The sequence below is a fragment of the Streptococcus oralis genome (assembly GCF_019334565.1).
GTDB lineage: Bacteria > Bacillota > Bacilli > Lactobacillales > Streptococcaceae > Streptococcus > Streptococcus oralis_CR.
On the sequence record NZ_CP079724.1, the window covers coordinates 1,171,705 to 1,187,805 of the forward strand.

Below are 16,101 nucleotides of genomic sequence, written 5' to 3' on the forward strand. Positions count from 1 at the left end.
AAAAATCTTTTCACCTGCTTATTTATTTGCAAAATAGTCTTCCTTAGTCAAGACATAATGAACCCTTGTGATCATTCGACCTGGTTCTTTATTATCCATTCTGGCATAGGGTTCTTCGTGGGAAAAACGCATACCTGATTTCTCCATGACCTTTCCTGATGCGGGATTGTCTTTATCGTGAAGAGCGGTCAACTTGTTCATTCCAATCTTCTCAAAAGCCAGTTCAATCACGGCACGATTGGCTTCTGTCATCAATCCCTGATTCCAATACTTTTGGTTGATAATGTAACCAATAGCTGCTTTTTTGAGAAGGGGGTCGATCTTGTGCAAGTCAATGGTACCAATAAACTGACCATTGCTTTTTAATTCGATTCCCCAACGGCCCAAGGGACTAGCCAAGTAAAACTGAGCGATGTTGTTCTTGGTTTCTTCTAGGCTTTGATTTGTTGGAAAAGTGTAGCGTGTATTTTCTCTGTCTGAGGCATACTCAAACATAGCTTCTGCATCGTCCAAGGTTACAGGTCGGAGCAACAAACGCTCCGTTTCTATTGATGGATACTGGGCAAATTTCACAAATATTGATTCCATACTTTTCCCTCCATTAGAGTTTGATTCTCACTAGTCTAGCATAAATAAATTTGGATGACAAGTTTTTCTTGATTTTTGAAGCGGTTTCATATACAATAAAACCATCACATTTTTGATTTATGAACTGGAATGTGACAACTAAAACAATCCCGTCAATTGAAAGGTAGGTTATCTCTATGTTAATCGGAATTCCAAAAGAAATTAAAAATAACGAAAACCGCGTTGCCCTCACTCCTGCTGGCGTCCACAGTTTAGTCAGCCGTGGACATCGCGTCCTCATCGAAACAAATGCTGGTCTCGGTTCAGGATTTACTGATTCGGACTATCAAAAGCAAGGAGCTGAGATTGTCGCTACTGCTGCTGAAGCCTGGGCTGCCGAGTTAGTCGTGAAAGTAAAAGAGCCACTAGCTTCTGAATATGGTTATCTGCGCGACGATCTTCTTCTCTTCACCTACTTGCACATGGCCGCTGCGCCAGAATTAGCAGAAGCTATGTTAGCAGCCAAAACAACAGGAATTGCCTATGAAACTGTTCGTGACAATCAAGGACAACTACCGCTCCTCGTTCCTATGAGTGAGGTTGCAGGTCGTATGGCTGTTCAAATCGGAGCTCACTTCCTTACTAAGCAAGCTGGTGGTTCTGGTGTCCTACTAGGTGGTGTACCAGGTGTTCCAAAAGGAAAAGTAACCATCATCGGTGGTGGTGTCGTCGGTACACATGCTGCCCGCATTGCCCTTGGTCTTGGTGCTCAAGTGACTATTTTAGATATCAGCGCTAAGCGTCTCTCAGTTCTAGAAGAAGTCTTTGGAAACCAAATCCAAACTCTTATGTCTAATTCATTCAACATCGAAGCAAGTGTGAGAGATGCTGATGTGGTGATTGGTGCAGTTCTCATCCCTGGTGCCAAAGCACCGAAATTGGTGACAGATGAGATGGTCAAACAAATGCGTCCAGGCTCTGTCATTGTTGACGTTGCCGTTGACCAAGGTGGCGTTATCGAGACAGCTGACCGTGTGACAACACACGATGAACCTGTCTATGAAAAATACGGTGTTCTCCACTATGCCGTTGCCAATATCCCTGGTGCGGTCGCCCGTACTTCTACTATCGCCCTAACCAATGTCACTCTTCCTTATATCGAGGCATTGGCTGGCAAAGGATTCACACAAGCAATTGCTGAAGATGAAGGCTTGCGTCAAGGTGTGACCACTTATAAAGGTTACTTAACTAGCCTCCCAGTTGCTCAAGGCCTCGCTAAAGAGCACACGTCTATCGACGAACTTGTTTAAAGCTAGACACTCATTAAAAAAAAGCAGTTCACATCTGAACTGCTTTTTTGCTATTCTGTTTCTTCCTTCTTTTCTTCATTTTTAACTGAAGCTGGTTCATAAGCTCGGATAATCTGAGCGACAACTGGATGGCGAACCACATCCTTGGCTGAAAAATGAACAAAGTCGATTTGGTGAATGTTCTTGAGCTTTTCTTGGGCATCAATCAAACCGGACTTGACGTTACGTGGCAGGTCAATCTGACTGATATCTCCATTGACAATCATCTTCGAATTAAATCCTAAACGAGTCAAGAACATCTTCATCTGCATGATGGTCGTATTTTGTGCTTCATCGAGAATGACAAAGGCATCATCCAAGGTCCGCCCACGCATGTAGGCAAGAGGCGCTATTTCGATAATTTCACGCTCCATAAGACGAGTCGTTTGGTCTTTGCCGAGAATCTGATACAAGGCATCATAAACTGGTCGAAGATAAGGATCCACCTTCTCCTTAAGATCACCCGGAAGAAATCCTAGACTCTCACCTGCTTCCACTGCTGGACGAGTAAGGATAATCCGCTTGACTTGCCCACGTTTAAGAGCTGTCACTGCCAAGGTCACTGCAAGAAAGGTCTTCCCTGTCCCTGCAGGTCCGATTCCAAAGGTCACATCATGCTGTTTGACACTGTCCACATAAAGCTTTTGACCCAAGGTTTTGACACGGATCGGTTTCCCAGTATTGTCTTTGATAATTTCTTCTTCGTAAAGGGCGACAAACTTGTCGATTTCATCGTTTTTGACCATGCTAATCGCAGTCACCACATCTGGCGTGCCAACGGTCATCCCCCGATTCACCAAGACCATCAAAGCCTGAATAACCTGACGGGCTTCCTCACAGGCAGTCTCTTCGCCCAAAACCTGGACAATCTCCGTACGGGCATGAATCACCACATCGAGCTCTTCTTCCATCAAACGAAGATGGCGCTCGTTGGATCCAAAAAGATGGAACAAGTCATCTGGATGACTCAGTTGAATGTCTATTGAATGTTCCTTCAAATAAAGAACCTCTCTAATCCGTTTATTTCTTTTTATTATAGCAAAGAGAACAATAAAATACTAGCCTCATCTCATTGTCTCTAGTGTTCTAAGTATTCTTGCCAGATGGCGTCAAAGTCTCCTAGGTTAAAAGAGAAGCTGGCATGCTCCTCCAAAAAGCGACTCACCTCATCAAAATCATCTGTGTGTTTTGGAAAAGCTGACTCCTCAAAAGCGAGATCTGCCAAAATGGCTTTGGGACTATTACTTTTAGGATTGCGCTCGGTCATGAGCCAAGTGTAAAATGATTTTCTCAATTCTTTCTCCTATCAAGAGTTTTTTAATGACACTTTTCTGATTCTTGAAAATTACTGGACTTAGCCTCTGAAACGTAGTGGTTTATAAAATCCGTTTTCGCATCAGTATAGGCGTCTCGGTTGTGTTCAAATTTCTTCCACAAACTGAGTTTTAATTCCTGATACGCTTGGGCGATATCAGGATGCTGGCAGAGATAATCTCTAAAATAAATCTCGTTATGATCTCCTGTCATTCGCAAATGTAAATGAAAAACTTTCTCAGCAAATCCCTGCTCTGTATATCCTTTATTTAGCGAAATCCTGTTAGGACTCTCCGACATCACTAGCCAACCATTCTTCACCAATAAATCCCTAACTCTTGCTAAATCCTCTATTTTACCTACTTCTAACAGAATGTCAACGATATTTTTGGCCCAAATATTAGGGATAGCAGTGCTACCGATATGTTCTATTCTTTTAATAACATTTGCACCCAATATTTTTTTCAGACTTGTTTTTTCCGATTCATACCAGTCTTTCCACTCTGACTTGTGCTCTACTAGAAAAATAGGAAAAAGTTGCCAGAGTTCCTCTAAACTCATTTCTTCAAGTTTCTTTATCATGTCTATAAGGTTTAAATCAACTCTGTACCAAACTGGTCTTGCTTGATTTTACCAGCCTTCATCAAGCCACCGAGTGCTTTCTTGAACTGACCTTTAGAGATACCAAAGGTTGCCTTGATGTCCTCAGGAGAAGACTTATCATTCAAGGTCATGAAACCGCCATTGCTTTCCAAGTAGGTCAAAATCATCTGAGCATCACTTTCCAACATCTCAAAAGAACGTGGTTTGAGGGATAGGTTCAAGGTACGGTCCACTTCACGGAAACCGATGACACGCGCATCTAGCACTTGCCCCAAACGTGGCTCTGCGTAACGTTCACTTGGGTGAATGAAACCAAGCATGTTATTCTCTGGTAGGTAAACAAATGTTCCTGACAGCTTGAGACGGTAAACAATGGCTGGCCAGTTTTGGTTCTGCATGTTGTTGTAAGCAGGACGAGCCAGACGTTGGAAGTCTTCCTGATACGCCAAAAGTCCCCAGATTCGGTCTTTCTTGTCCACTTCAAGACGGATGTAAAGTTTATCACCTTTCTTAGGCCAGAGTTCCTTGAGCTCAGGGAGGATATCGAGTGACACAACGATTTCCTTATCAGGTAGACCGGTATCGACAAAGACACCCAAATCCTTACGAACTTCTGTTACGGTTCCCCAGCCAAATTGGTCCTGAGTGGCAGTCACTTCTAGAGTGGTCAAGCGGAGTTTTTGCTTCATATCCGTGTAGGCAAAACCTTTGACCGTATCCCCTACTGTATGTTGGCCTTCTTCCTTGGCAAGAGCATAGGTCTGACCATCCTTTTGCACAAAGTAAAAACGGTCATTTTCATCGATGATGAGTCCAACGATAAAACTTGCAAGATTTGTATTCATATTTCCTTCTTTCGAATAAAACTCAGCCAGCAATGCCAACTGAGTTTTTCTGTTTATTTTTAGACTTCCAAGATTTCTTTTTCTTTATTAGCAGTCATGTCGTCGATGTGTTTCACAGCATCGTCTGTTACTTTTTGAATATCTTTTTCAAGAGTCTTCAATTCGTCTTCAGTGATTTCTTTTGCTTTTTCTTGCTTTTTAGCTTCATCCATAGCGTCGCGACGGATATTGCGGACAGCCACTTTAGCATTTTCACCGACCTTCTTCACTTCTTTGGCAAGGTCACGACGAGTCTCTTCTGTAAGAGCAGGGATAACCAAACGGATCACAGAACCGTCATTAGCTGGTGTAATACCAAGATCAGAAGCGTTCAAGGCACGTTCGATGTCTTTCAATGAAGACTTGTCAAATGGTGTTACCAACAAAACACGCGCTTCTGGAATAGTAATTGAAGCGATTTGGTTAAGAGGAGTTTCGACTCCATAGTATTCTACATGGATACGGTCTAGCAAGCTTGCGTTGGCACGACCGGCACGGATACCACCAAATTCACGAGCAAGTGATTGATGAGACTGGGTCATTCTCTCTTTTGCTTTTTCTACAATTGCATTAGCCATAATTTTCTTATTCCTTTTCTTCGATATTGTTTGAAACTGTTGTTCCGATATTTTCACCAAATACGACACGTTTGATGTTGCCTGGTTGGTTCATATTGAAGACAACCAAGTCAATGTCGTTGTCCATAGAGAGGGTTGAAGCAGTTGAGTCCATGATACGAAGACCTTTATTGATAACATCACGGTGGGTCAATTCTTCAAACTTAACGGCAGTTTTGTCTTTCTTAGGATCGGCATTGTAAACACCGTCTACACCATTTTTAGCCATAAGGATGGCATCCGCTTCGATTTCAGCTGCACGAAGGGCTGCTGTTGTATCTGTTGAGAAGTAAGGTGAACCAATCCCAGCACCAAAGATAACGATACGACCCTTTTCAAGGTGGCGAAGGGCACGTCCACGTACATAAGGTTCTGCCACTTGTTGCATCGCAATGGCAGTTTGCACACGCGTATCGACACCAACTTGTTGCAATGAATCTGCCATCACAAGAGCATTCATCACGGTCCCAAGCATTCCAGTGTAATCTGCCTGAACACGGTCCATTCCAGCTTCTGCAGCAGGTTCCCCACGCCAGAGATTTCCTCCACCAATAACAAGGGCAATTTCGATACCTAAGCTATGAACTTCTTGAATCTCTTTTGCGATTGTTTGAACTGTCTGGATATCAATCCCTACGCCACGTTCACCGGCAAGGGCTTCACCTGATAACTTGATTAAAATACGTTTATACTTGGGATTCGCCATTTTTACTCTCCTTTTTTTATCCTACCTATTTTATCACAATTTCTAAGATTTTTATAGTATCATGAGCAATTCTTTCAAAAAAATTAGACAGTTAAAAATTCCTCTAAGTCGGCAAGAGCACGCTCTGCAATTTTTTCATAACGAGCCTTCTTATCACGGATACGCTCACCTTCTAACTCCTTAATAATCCCAAAATTGACATTAATTGGTTGGAAATGTTTGCTATCAGCGTGAGTGATGTAATGAGCCAGACTTCCAATCGCTGTGGTCTCTGGGAAGATAGCTTCACTTTCACCCTTGAAGAGACGAGCCGCGTTAATACCTGCAACCAAGCCTGAGGCTGCTGACTCAACATAGCCTTCCACACCCGTCATTTGACCAGCAAAGAAAAGGTTGGGTTGTTTCTTAGAACGATAGGTTTGCTCGAGAAGATTTGGTGAATCCATGTAAGAATTGCGGTGCATGACCCCATAGCGAACAAACTCCGCATTTTCAAGACCTGGAATCATTTGGAAGACACGCTTTTGTTCTCCCCATTTGAGGTGGGTCTGGAAACCGACGATATTGTAGAGGCTACCAGCCGCATTATCCTGACGAAGCTGGACAACTGCATAAGGGGTTTTGAATTCGCCATCACGAGGCCCCGTATAGTCGTCTGGGTACTCCAGACCGACTGGTTTCATGGGACCATAAAGCATGGTTTTAATGCCACGCTTAGCCATGACTTCGATTGGCATACAACCTTCAAAGTACTTTTCTTTTTCAAACGAATTGAGCGGTGCTTCTTCCGCATTGACCAAGGCTTCATGGAAATCCATAAACTCTTGCTTGGTCATTGGAGCATTGAGGTAGGCCGCCTCTCCCTTGTCATAACGAGACTTGAGATAGACCTTGCTCATATCAATGGTGTTGACATCGATAATCGGCGCCGCCGCATCGTAGAAATAGAATCCATCCCCATCATTAAGGGCATGAATCTTTTCAGCTAAGGCATCACTAGTCAAAGGACCAGTAGCGACAACTGTAATAACATCCGTTGGCAATTCTGTAATTTCATCACGAACCACCTCAATCAAGGGGTGGTTGGCTACTTTTTCGGTCACCATTTGGGAGAAGCCGTCACGGTCCACCGCAAGGGCACCGCCCGCAGGAACACGTGTAGCTTCAGCAGATTCCAAGATAACAGAACCCAAGCGACGCATTTCTTCCTTGAGAAGCCCAACGGCATTTGTCAAAGCATCCCCACGTAAGGAATTGGAACAAACCAATTCAGCAAAATTGTCTGTTTTGTGCTGAGGTGTTGACTTGACCCCACGCATTTCATAAAGTTTAACTGGAATACCACGTTCTGCGATTTGATAAGCAGCTTCAGACCCTGCCAAACCTGCTCCGATAACATTGATATAAGATTGAGACACGACACTAATACCTCTTTGGGTGGAAACCAAGTCCAAATAAAAACAAGCTACTAGACTATTTGACACCCACAAATCTTTCTAATTTTTCTTCTACTAGTATAACAAAAAAAGGGAAGAAGGAAAACTTCCCTGTTTAGTCATTTTCTTGATCTTCTTCCCAATCGTGGTAGGCAGCGTAGAGCTGACTCTTATTCCACTGGTAGAGTTTTGCAACTTCCTTTATGGCTTGATTTTTCTTCATGCCTTGCTGGATACGAGATTGGATTTCTGAAAACAAGTCCTCCTCGTCCTTTTCTTCCACATCCTGACTGGCGCCTTCAACGATGAGAAGGCATTCACCCTTGAGTGGCGTTTCAGCAATACTTTCTAGTAGCTCTGAAATCTTTCCTCGTTGGTATTCTTCATAGATTTTGGTTAATTCTCTAACCAAGACCACCGAGCGGTCGCCGTAGACTGCTAGCATATTTTCCAATGTATCTGCCACACGATGGGGCGATTCGTAGAAAATCTGAGTTTCAGGATAATCTTTTTTTGAGTCGAAAAATTGCTTTTGTTGGCCTGATTTTCTCGGTAAGAAACCGTAAAAGATATGTGGTTGTGGTGCTAGGCCACTGGCAATCAAGGCAGAAATTCCAGCAGAGGCACCCGGAACGGTAACAACTGCGATTTCTTCCTCAATAGCTGCCTTGACCAAATCATGACCAGGGTCCGAGATACTAGGCAGACCCGCATCGGATACCTGAGCAATACTTTGCCCTGCTTTCAGAAAACCAATCAAATCAGGAATCTTTTCCTTGGCATTATGCTCATGAAAACTAATCTGCTTGGTGGAAATGTCAAAATGTTTGAGCAAAAGTCCTGTATTGCGCGTGTCCTCAGCAGCAATCCAGTCCACTTCTTTTAGAGTCTGGATGGCACGAAAGGTCATGTCATCTAGATTGCCAATCGGCGTTGCTACTAGGTAAAGCTTGCCATAGGGAGTTTGCCCCTTAAAACTTTTTTGAATCTGCATGCCTACTCCCTGTACAACAACTCGTCACAGAACATACATTCTTCGTCCTGATCTCGGCGTTGTCCATAAAAATCATTACATACGTGAAACCCGTCCTTATAGATTCGGCGGACGCTTTCACGAACATGCTTGGCCTTAACGGGTGTATCTGCTTCCACCTCGCCTAAGCGTTCGCGCAACTTACTATTTTCCAATCGAAGAGCTGTATTTTCCTCTACCAGGCTCTTGAGATTTTTCTTAATGGCTTCCACATCGGCCAAGGTCACCAATAACTGTTGAGAAAAATCGTCCAGCGCGTCAAATAATTCTTTTTTATCCATAAACCAGCCCTTTCCTTTCTTTATCCTTCATTGAGTTTATATTTCTTTCAAGACCAGATATTCCATGGCATTTTGAAAGCTTACATTAGCTTGCCACATTTTTCTGGCTTCTACCAAATCTTGTAAAATCTGTCGAATCCTTGCTTGCAAGAGGTCCTGTCCACAGAGAACTTCGAGGATTCGCAAGACCTGATCCTGCTTTTCCTTGTCATCTGCCAAGCTGGCTAGTTTCGCAACTTGGAGATAACTTTCTTTTTTCTTAGCTAATAACCAGGTCAGTAGGCGTTCGCTCTCATCCACCAAGGTCCAAAAACTAGCCTGATTGACCAACTTTTCAGCTTCAGCACGTGATTGACAAAACTGGGCTAAGAGAGTTGCTTTTTTCTTGACCAGACCTGCTTGTTCTAATTGATGGATGAGCTTTTCTTCTTGCTTTTTAAAATGGAAAATCTGGGTCCGACTACGGATTGTTGGCAAGATTTTTTCCTCATCGCTGGTCAAGAAGAAAATGTAAACTTCACTCTGGGGTTCTTCGATGACCTTGAGCAGAGAATTAGCCGCGTTAGGATGCATTTTCTCCGCCTGCTCAATAATAAAGACCTGCTGTTGACTTTCAATCCCTGCTTGAGAAAACTGACCCACCAATTCCCTAATGCGTTCTGTCTTGATGACCTGATTGACTGGCTTGATTAAAGTAACATCGGGAAATTCTTCCTGCTCAATCAGCTTACAGTTTCGGCATTTCTCACATGGCAAAACGCCTACTTTATCCGTACAGAAAAGACTTTTAGCCAAAAATTGCGCCATTTCCAAGCTTCCAAAGAAACCTGAAAAGAGATAGGCGTGATTGAGCTGGTCTTGTTCTAGGATACGGACAAAACGGTCAAACTGGTCTGGCTGCCAAGCCTTTAGTTGATCTTGTTTCATTTTGCCAATCCCATTCTCTCAAACAAGACAGCCTTGGTAGTTTCCACAACTTGCTCCAAAGGAAGACTCGCATCAATCTTGACAATGCGATTTCCTTCTTTGTCCAGAAGAGAAAGGTAGCCTTGACGAACTTTCTTGTGCAAGTCTAAACCTTCCATGTCCAAACGATTGACCTCGCGGTCACTATTAGCAGCAATGCGAGCCAGTCCTTCTTCCACCTCAATGTCAAAATAGAGGGTCAAATCGGGTTTAAGGCCATCTGTCGCAAACTGATTGAGCCAATCAATGGCATCAATATCCAAGCCACGGCCAAATCCCTGATAAGCAACAGAACTATCGATGAAGCGGTCCATAATGACCAACTTACCATCTCCAAGAGCAGGGAGAACTTTTTCCACCAAGTGCTGTCTACGACTGGCGATATAGAGAAGGAGTTCTGTTTTAGGATCCATCTGAGTGTGACTTGGATCCAAAATCACTTCCCGAATCTTCTCCCCGATCAAGACTCCGCCAGGTTCACGGGTCGTCAACACCTCTACCCCTTTTTCCTCTAAAATTGGGAGTAGAGCCTCTAAAACGCTAGTCTTCCCTGCTCCCTCTGGTCCCTCAAGAGAGACTAAAAATCCTTTTGACATGTCTAACTCATTTCTTTTTTTCTACCTTCTATTCTATCAAAAAAATAGGTTTTTGTGACAATCTTTTTGTGTCTTCTCCATTCAATCGACCATAAAAGAGGCTGGGAGTCATCCAACCTCTTATTTACCTAGTTCTTGTGTTCGTTTATAGGCTTGCTGAACTGCGTCCATGACTGTGCCTCTAAAGGCATGTTCTTCCAGACTTGCTACACCAGCAATAGTCGAACCTCCTGGACTGCAAACTTGGTCTTTCAAAACTCCAGGATGTTGCTGGCTTTCGAGAACCATTTGTCCAGCGCCGACTACTGTTTGGGCTGCCATTTTCAAGGCCCTTTCTCTTGACAATCCTGTCTGCACACCTGCATCTGCCAAAGCCTCGATAAAGAGATAGACAAAGGCTGGTCCACAACCTGCAAGACCTGTCGCAGCATCGATTAAGCCATCTCCCAGCTCAACCAAAAGACCGGCCTTGGCCAATAATTGACAAAAGAGTTCCCTGTACTCAGCACGACAGTTTGCTGACATGGCATAACTAATCACTCCTTGGCCGATAGCCACTGGTGTATTGGGCATGATGCGAATGATTCGGTGGTGACTTGGGATAAGACTTGCCAGTTTTTCCAAAGTCAATCCAGCCGCCATAGAAATCAAAAGAAGACTCTCTCTCTTTTCAAGAATGGTCTGATATTGAGAAAGCAAGTCTGAGAACTGGGCTGGCTTAACACCTAGAAAAATCACATCTGCTTCTGCGAAGATTTCGTCATTACTAGAAGCTTGACCGCCAAAGTCAGTAATGAAAGCATCCACCTTAACTTGACTGCGATTGGCAAGGAGAATCTGAGCACCCGTCTTGGCCTGCAAGACAGCTTTCGCCAAGCTAGAACCCATATTCCCCAAACCGATAAATCCAATCTTCATCTCTTACTCCCTTATCTGTCCATCACCAGTAACCACATACTTGTAACTGGTCAACTCTTTCAAGCCCATAGGCCCACGCGCATGCAGTTTCTGAGTAGAAATCCCCATTTCACATCCAAGACCAAATTGCCCACCATCAGTGAAACGCGTTGAGGCATTGACATAAACCGCTGCTGAGTCCACTTGATCTGTAAAGTAAGCTGCAGCTTCAGCATTTTCCGTCACAATGGCATCCGAATGATGGGTACTGTGAGCTTCAATATGCGCAACCGCTTCTTCTAGACTGCTCACAACCTTAATCGCTAGGATATAGTCTAAAAACTCGGTGTCAAAGTCTTGTGCCTCAGCTGCTCGACCTGAAAGAAACTGACTTGCTGTGCTATCCAAACGAAATTGAATTGGTTCTAGTCCAGCTTCCTTACGCTCTGCAACCAGCACTTGTTCCAAGCGAGGAAGGAAGCTTGCTGTCTTGTCTTCATGAACTAGCAAGACCTCCATGGCATTGCAGACAGAAGGACGACTGGTTTTAGCATTGTTGATGATAGACAGAGCCTTGTCTTCATCGGCATCCTTATCCACATAGACATGGACAATTCCAGTTCCTGTCTCGATAACGGGCACGATAGCATTTTCAACAACAGCATTGATCAAGCCAGCGCCTCCACGAGGAATGAGAAGGTCTAGATAGCCCTTGGCCTTCATCATAGCATAGCTACTTTCACGGCTAGTATCTTCCACCAGTTGAATCACATCTGGATGGATTGTGGTCGTCTCCAATCCCTTCTTTAAGGCTGTGACAATAGCATGAGCAGTTTGGTAGGCATCCTTACCACTACGAAGAACGACCGCATTTCCACTTTTGAGAGCCAAAGCAGCCGCATCCGACGTCACATTTGGACGACTTTCGTAGATAATCCCAATAACCCCCATGGCCACACGTTTCTTGGTAATAAGCAAACCATTTTCAAGATGATTGGTTTCTAAAACTTCACCGATTGGATCTGATAAAGCAACCACTTCACGAATTCCTCTTGCCATCGCTTCTATACGTCCCGCATCCAAATAAAGACGGTCTAGCATAACATCTGAGATTTTCCCCTTGGCCGCTGCCATATCGAGGGCATTTGCCACTAAAATCTCCTCAGTAGCCGCCAATAAATGATCAGCCATAGCTAGCAAGGCTTGGTTTTTCACTGCTTCGCTGGCAGTATTGATTGATTTCTTAACAGCCTGTACCTGTTCAAATTGTTCTTGTGTACTTACCATCGTTCACCTCTAAAATTCTGTAAAGAGCAGCTGGATTTCAGGAGTGATGGAAATCCAGTCATCACGGTGAATCAAGACTCCCTTAGCTTTTTGAGAACGGAGCATATCTTCTAGGGCTGAGACGCCAAATTGGACACGTCCCTTTCCAAGAGATTGACCTGTTTCTTTATCTGCTACTGTGACAATATCGTGGTAAGAGAAGTTTCCTTCCACTTCTACCACGCCTGATAAAAGGAGACTTTTCCCGTTTTTTGAAAGTGCCTCTGCAGCTCCACCATCTACCCAAATCGTTCCCTGACTTTGAGCATAGAAGGCCAGCCATTGTTTCTGGGTACGAAGTCCCTTCTCTTGCGCAACAAAGAAGGAACCATCCTTGGTCTCCTCCGCTGCCTCAATCAGGGCATCTGATTTCAAGGAGGAGCAAATATAGACTGGCACACCTGATTCCGTCGCAATAGTTGCAGCCTTGATTTTTGTTAGCATGCCACCAGTACCGTTTGACGAACCTGCTCCACCAGCCATATCAATAATCTCACGATTGATAGTCTCGATTTTCTCCAAACGTTTGGCTGTTGGATCTGAGTTGGGATTTCCAGTATAGAGGCCGTCCACATCCGTCAAGAGAACTAAAAGGTCCGCTTGGACCATCGCCGCTACCTGGGCACTCAGGGTGTCATTATCACCCACCTTGAGCTCATCAATAACGACACTGTCATTCTCGTTGATGATGGGGATTGCACCACGATGAAGCAATACAGACAAGGCCTGGTGAGCATTCTTATAGCGACGTTTATCTACAAAATCATCCTGTGTCAGTAAAATTTGCGCAGAAACGATCCGGCGCATGAGGAGGTTGGTTGTATATTCCTCCAACAAAAGTCCCTGACCAACTGCAGCCGAAGCTTGTTTATCTGCAATCTTGGTCGGACGTTTTTTAAAACCCAAAGCTCCAAATCCAGCGGCAACTGCCCCAGATGACACTAAAATCAACTCATGTCCAGCTTCATGTAGCATAGCCAATTGCTGGGTAATTGCCTTTACTTTACTCCTTGATAAACTCCCGTCTTCATTTGTCAAGGAGGAAGTCCCTACCTTAAAGACGATTCGTTTGTACTTCATATTCTCACTCCGATTCTTCATATTTATCCATTATAACATGAATACTTTAAAATGGAAAAGACTTGAAATGAAAAAGGTTGAGACAAGGCATCTCAACTCTTTTATCTATTCTCAGTTTTACGCAATCTTTCCAGCGTTTCTTTAAAAATCTCTGGAATATCTGCTGTGAACTCCAAGGTTTCACCTGTTCTCGGATGAGTAAAGCCTAGAGTCTTAGCATGGAGAAATTGCCCATGTCCCTTCAGTGTCTTACGAGGACCATAGACTTCATCACCAGCGACTGGATGGCCAATATAAGCCATATGAACACGGATTTGGTGAGTACGCCCTGTTTCCAGTTGCAACTCTAGCAAACTATAATCTCCAAAGCGTTCCAAGACTTGAAAACGAGTCACTGCTGGCTTCCCTTTAGCAGTCACTGCCTGTTTCTTACGATCTTTTTCACTACGACCAATCGGAGCTTCAATCACACCACGATCATTGGGTAGATTGCCATGAACAATTGCCCAGTATTTACGGAGAGACTTCTTGTCCTTGAGTTCTTGCGCGAGTGCTAAGTGGGCCTCATCATTCTTAGCAATCATGAGGAGACCAGATGTGTCCTTGTCAATGCGGTGAACGATACCCGGCCGGAGAAAACCATTGATACCTGACAAGTCCTTGATATGGTACATGAGGGCATTGACCAAGGTTCCGCTAGTATGACCAGCACTGGGATGAACCACCATCCCCTGAGGTTTGTTAACAACGGCTACATCCTCATCTTGGTAGATAATCTCGAGCGGCAGATTCTCAGCCACATACTCTAAAACCTCCGGTTCTGGCACATGATAGGTGATGATATCCCCCTCTTGGACAGTGTATTTTGCTTTCTTGGCTTGCCCATTCACCAAGACTTGTCCAGCCTTGATTTGTTCATTCGCGAGACTGCGTGACAATTCTGTCAGATCAGACAGAGCCTTGTCTAGACGTTGCCCACCAGTTTCAATTTTTATTTCCATTTACTTCCTCTTTAAGCATTGCAATCAATAAAACAATGACACCAACTGTCAAATAGCTGTCAGCAACATTGAAAATCGCAAAGTTGATAAAGTCTAGGTGAAACATATCCACCACAAAACCTTGACTCATTCTGTCGATAAAGTTGCCCAGACCTCCCGCGATGATCAAAATCAGTCCAAAAACTAACCAGAGAGAATCCTCCATGTGTTTATGTAAATACCAAATGGCACCTACCATGACGACCAGTGTAATGACAGCAAATAACCACTGCTGATCTTGCAGCATAGAGAAGGCTGCTCCTCTATTTTGCAGATAGGTCAAGCTAACGAGATTGGGTATCCACGAACGAACTTCACCCAGTGGAATCTGCTGGACAACATAGGCTTTAACCCACTGATCCAGCCCAATCAAAAGCAGTACAATGACTGCTACTATTCCTCTTTTTTTCATGATTTCCTCTTCTGATCAAAATATTCTTGCATGACTTCTACGAAAAGAGTACCAGCTTGGCTAAGCTCCACTTCTTCCCGTTTGACATAGACCATGCGGTTATCTAGATTGTCCTTGAGACGAATGACTGTAATCCCATTAACACTGTCACTATCTAAAAATCCAGATCCAGTCGCATAGGCATCTGTCCGCTCCAAAATACCATTCAAAGTGGCACGGTCGGTCACATTGAACATCTGGGAGCTCGCGCTGGTGTCGACAAAGTTCTCTGAATAGTAAAGATACTCATCCTTTTCCTGAGTGAAACGAACCGTTGGCAGATCCGCTAGATCCTCCATGACCAATTCCTCTTTCTGTGCTAAAGGATGCCCTTCACGAAGATAAATGTGAGTCTGGAAAGGAATTAGTTCAATAACTTCTAAACCAAGCTTTTCAACCCGTTGCATGATGCCCTTTTTATTTTGGTTGTTGAGGTAGATAATCCCAATCTCACTGTGTCCTTGGGCCACTTCATCTAAGATTTGAACTGTAGTAGACTCAAAAATACGAAAGTTCTTATAATCAGGATAACGTTCTGAAAAAGCCGTAATCGTTGGTAGCAAGAAGTCATAGTGCTGGCTGGCAATGGAAAATTCATCCTTTTCTTCCTCAGGATTGGCATACTGATTTTGAAAAACATCGAAGCCTTTGACTAACTCTTGTGCTTTCTCGTAAAATTCCATACCACGACGGGTCAAGAAAGTCCCCGAACTCGTCCGACGGAAAATCTTAAACCCCAGCTCTTTTTCCAAATCGCGCACAGAAATAGACAGACTGGGCTGACTGACATACATCTTTTCTGCAGCTTCACGGAAAGTACCACTATTGGCAATGGCCACAACATAGCGTAATTGTTGAATGTTCATCTTTTACCCCCAACTTCTCTATCTGTTCATTATACCATATTTCAGAATTTTTCCAAAAAGGAAAAGATATCCATCACAAACCCAGGGCT

Annotated in this window: 19 protein-coding genes and 1 pseudogene; 2 read left to right on the forward strand and 18 right to left on the reverse strand. The window is 43.8% G+C overall.

Going from position 1 to position 16,101, the window contains the following annotated elements; translation table 11 throughout:
• Window positions 1-18: 18 nt before the first annotated feature.
• Complete coding sequence (locus KX728_RS05790) at window positions 19-588, reverse strand: GNAT family N-acetyltransferase (RefSeq protein WP_049485310.1); 570 nt, start codon at window positions 586-588, stop codon at window positions 19-21.
• Window positions 589-764: 176 nt separating this feature from the next.
• Between KX728_RS05790 and ald the strand changes: the two genes are divergently transcribed.
• Entirely contained in the window at window positions 765-1,877 is a 1,113-nt protein-coding gene (gene ald / locus KX728_RS05795) for an alanine dehydrogenase (RefSeq protein ID WP_084921952.1), read from the forward strand.
• 50 nt (window positions 1,878-1,927) lie between these two features.
• Here the strand turns inward: ald and KX728_RS05800 are convergent, their stop codons facing one another.
• The 17 genes from KX728_RS05800 to KX728_RS05880 all read right to left on the reverse strand — a co-directional run bounded on the left by KX728_RS05800 (window position 1,928) and on the right by KX728_RS05880 (window position 16,012).
• Window positions 1,928-2,914, reverse strand: a complete 987-nt coding sequence (locus KX728_RS05800) for a PhoH family protein (protein ID WP_084921953.1) — start codon at window positions 2,912-2,914, stop codon at window positions 1,928-1,930.
• Between the two features lie 80 nt (window positions 2,915-2,994).
• A complete protein-coding gene (locus tag KX728_RS05805; RefSeq protein WP_001232084.1) occupies window positions 2,995-3,210 on the reverse strand; it encodes a YozE family protein in 216 nt (71 codons plus the stop codon).
• Between the two features lie 23 nt (window positions 3,211-3,233).
• Window positions 3,234-3,812, reverse strand: a complete 579-nt coding sequence (locus KX728_RS05810) for a GrpB family protein (RefSeq protein ID WP_215804576.1) — start codon at window positions 3,810-3,812, stop codon at window positions 3,234-3,236.
• Window positions 3,813-3,823: 11 nt separating this feature from the next.
• Entirely contained in the window at window positions 3,824-4,678 is an 855-nt protein-coding gene (gene cvfB, locus KX728_RS05815; RefSeq protein WP_215804575.1) for a CvfB family protein, read from the reverse strand.
• A 59-nt stretch (window positions 4,679-4,737) separates the two neighbouring features.
• The gene (gene frr / locus KX728_RS05820; protein WP_001262235.1) at window positions 4,738-5,295 is read right to left on the reverse strand and encodes a ribosome recycling factor; all 558 of its coding nucleotides are present in this window, start codon (window positions 5,293-5,295) and stop codon (window positions 4,738-4,740) included.
• 7 nt (window positions 5,296-5,302) lie between these two features.
• A complete protein-coding gene (gene pyrH, locus KX728_RS05825; RefSeq protein WP_000002996.1) occupies window positions 5,303-6,040 on the reverse strand; it encodes a UMP kinase in 738 nt (245 codons plus the stop codon).
• 83 nt (window positions 6,041-6,123) lie between these two features.
• Window positions 6,124-7,458 (reverse strand): methylenetetrahydrofolate--tRNA-(uracil(54)-C(5))-methyltransferase (FADH(2)-oxidizing) TrmFO, encoded by a 1,335-nt coding sequence (gene trmFO / locus KX728_RS05830; protein ID WP_215804958.1) that lies wholly within the window; start codon window positions 7,456-7,458, stop codon window positions 6,124-6,126.
• Between the two features lie 133 nt (window positions 7,459-7,591).
• Complete coding sequence (gene rsmI, locus KX728_RS05835; protein WP_215804574.1) at window positions 7,592-8,470, reverse strand: 16S rRNA (cytidine(1402)-2'-O)-methyltransferase; 879 nt, start codon at window positions 8,468-8,470, stop codon at window positions 7,592-7,594.
• A 2-nt stretch (window positions 8,471-8,472) separates the two neighbouring features.
• Window positions 8,473-8,790, reverse strand: coding sequence for a DNA replication initiation control protein YabA (gene yabA / locus KX728_RS05840; RefSeq protein ID WP_215804573.1), 318 nt, complete (start codon window positions 8,788-8,790; stop codon window positions 8,473-8,475).
• 36 nt (window positions 8,791-8,826) lie between these two features.
• Window positions 8,827-9,717 carry a DNA polymerase III subunit delta' gene (locus tag KX728_RS05845; RefSeq protein ID WP_215804572.1) on the reverse strand — a complete coding sequence of 297 codons (891 nt, stop codon included), beginning with the start codon at window positions 9,715-9,717 and terminating at the stop codon, window positions 8,827-8,829.
• Window positions 9,714-10,352, reverse strand: coding sequence for a dTMP kinase (gene tmk, locus KX728_RS05850; RefSeq protein ID WP_215804570.1), 639 nt, complete (start codon window positions 10,350-10,352; stop codon window positions 9,714-9,716). The genes KX728_RS05845 and tmk overlap by 4 nt, the downstream gene beginning before the upstream one ends.
• A 120-nt stretch (window positions 10,353-10,472) precedes the next feature.
• Window positions 10,473-11,270: a pyrroline-5-carboxylate reductase gene (proC, locus tag KX728_RS05855; protein WP_215804568.1), complete on the reverse strand. Its 798-nt coding sequence runs from the start codon at window positions 11,268-11,270 to the stop codon at window positions 10,473-10,475.
• A gap of 3 nt (window positions 11,271-11,273) precedes the next feature.
• Window positions 11,274-12,536: a glutamate-5-semialdehyde dehydrogenase gene (locus KX728_RS05860; protein ID WP_215804566.1), complete on the reverse strand. Its 1,263-nt coding sequence runs from the start codon at window positions 12,534-12,536 to the stop codon at window positions 11,274-11,276.
• Between the two features lie 9 nt (window positions 12,537-12,545).
• Window positions 12,546-13,655, reverse strand: coding sequence for a glutamate 5-kinase (proB, locus tag KX728_RS05865; protein ID WP_219108608.1), 1,110 nt, complete (start codon window positions 13,653-13,655; stop codon window positions 12,546-12,548).
• Window positions 13,656-13,756: 101 nt separating this feature from the next.
• Window positions 13,757-14,656, reverse strand: coding sequence for an RluA family pseudouridine synthase (locus KX728_RS05870; protein ID WP_215804563.1), 900 nt, complete (start codon window positions 14,654-14,656; stop codon window positions 13,757-13,759).
• A complete protein-coding gene (gene lspA, locus KX728_RS05875) occupies window positions 14,640-15,107 on the reverse strand; it encodes a signal peptidase II (RefSeq protein ID WP_049499966.1) in 468 nt (155 codons plus the stop codon). The genes KX728_RS05870 and lspA overlap by 17 nt, the downstream gene beginning before the upstream one ends.
• The gene (locus KX728_RS05880) at window positions 15,104-16,012 is read right to left on the reverse strand and encodes a LysR family transcriptional regulator (protein ID WP_215804561.1); all 909 of its coding nucleotides are present in this window, start codon (window positions 16,010-16,012) and stop codon (window positions 15,104-15,106) included. The genes lspA and KX728_RS05880 overlap by 4 nt, the downstream gene beginning before the upstream one ends.
• On the opposite strand from KX728_RS05880, the pseudogene KX728_RS09365 reads away from it, so the two are divergent.
• A pseudogene (locus KX728_RS09365) lies at window positions 16,005-16,079 on the forward strand (AraC family transcriptional regulator); the annotation flags it as partial. The gene KX728_RS05880 and the pseudogene KX728_RS09365 overlap by 8 nt on opposite strands.
• Window positions 16,080-16,101 lie beyond the last annotated feature (22 nt).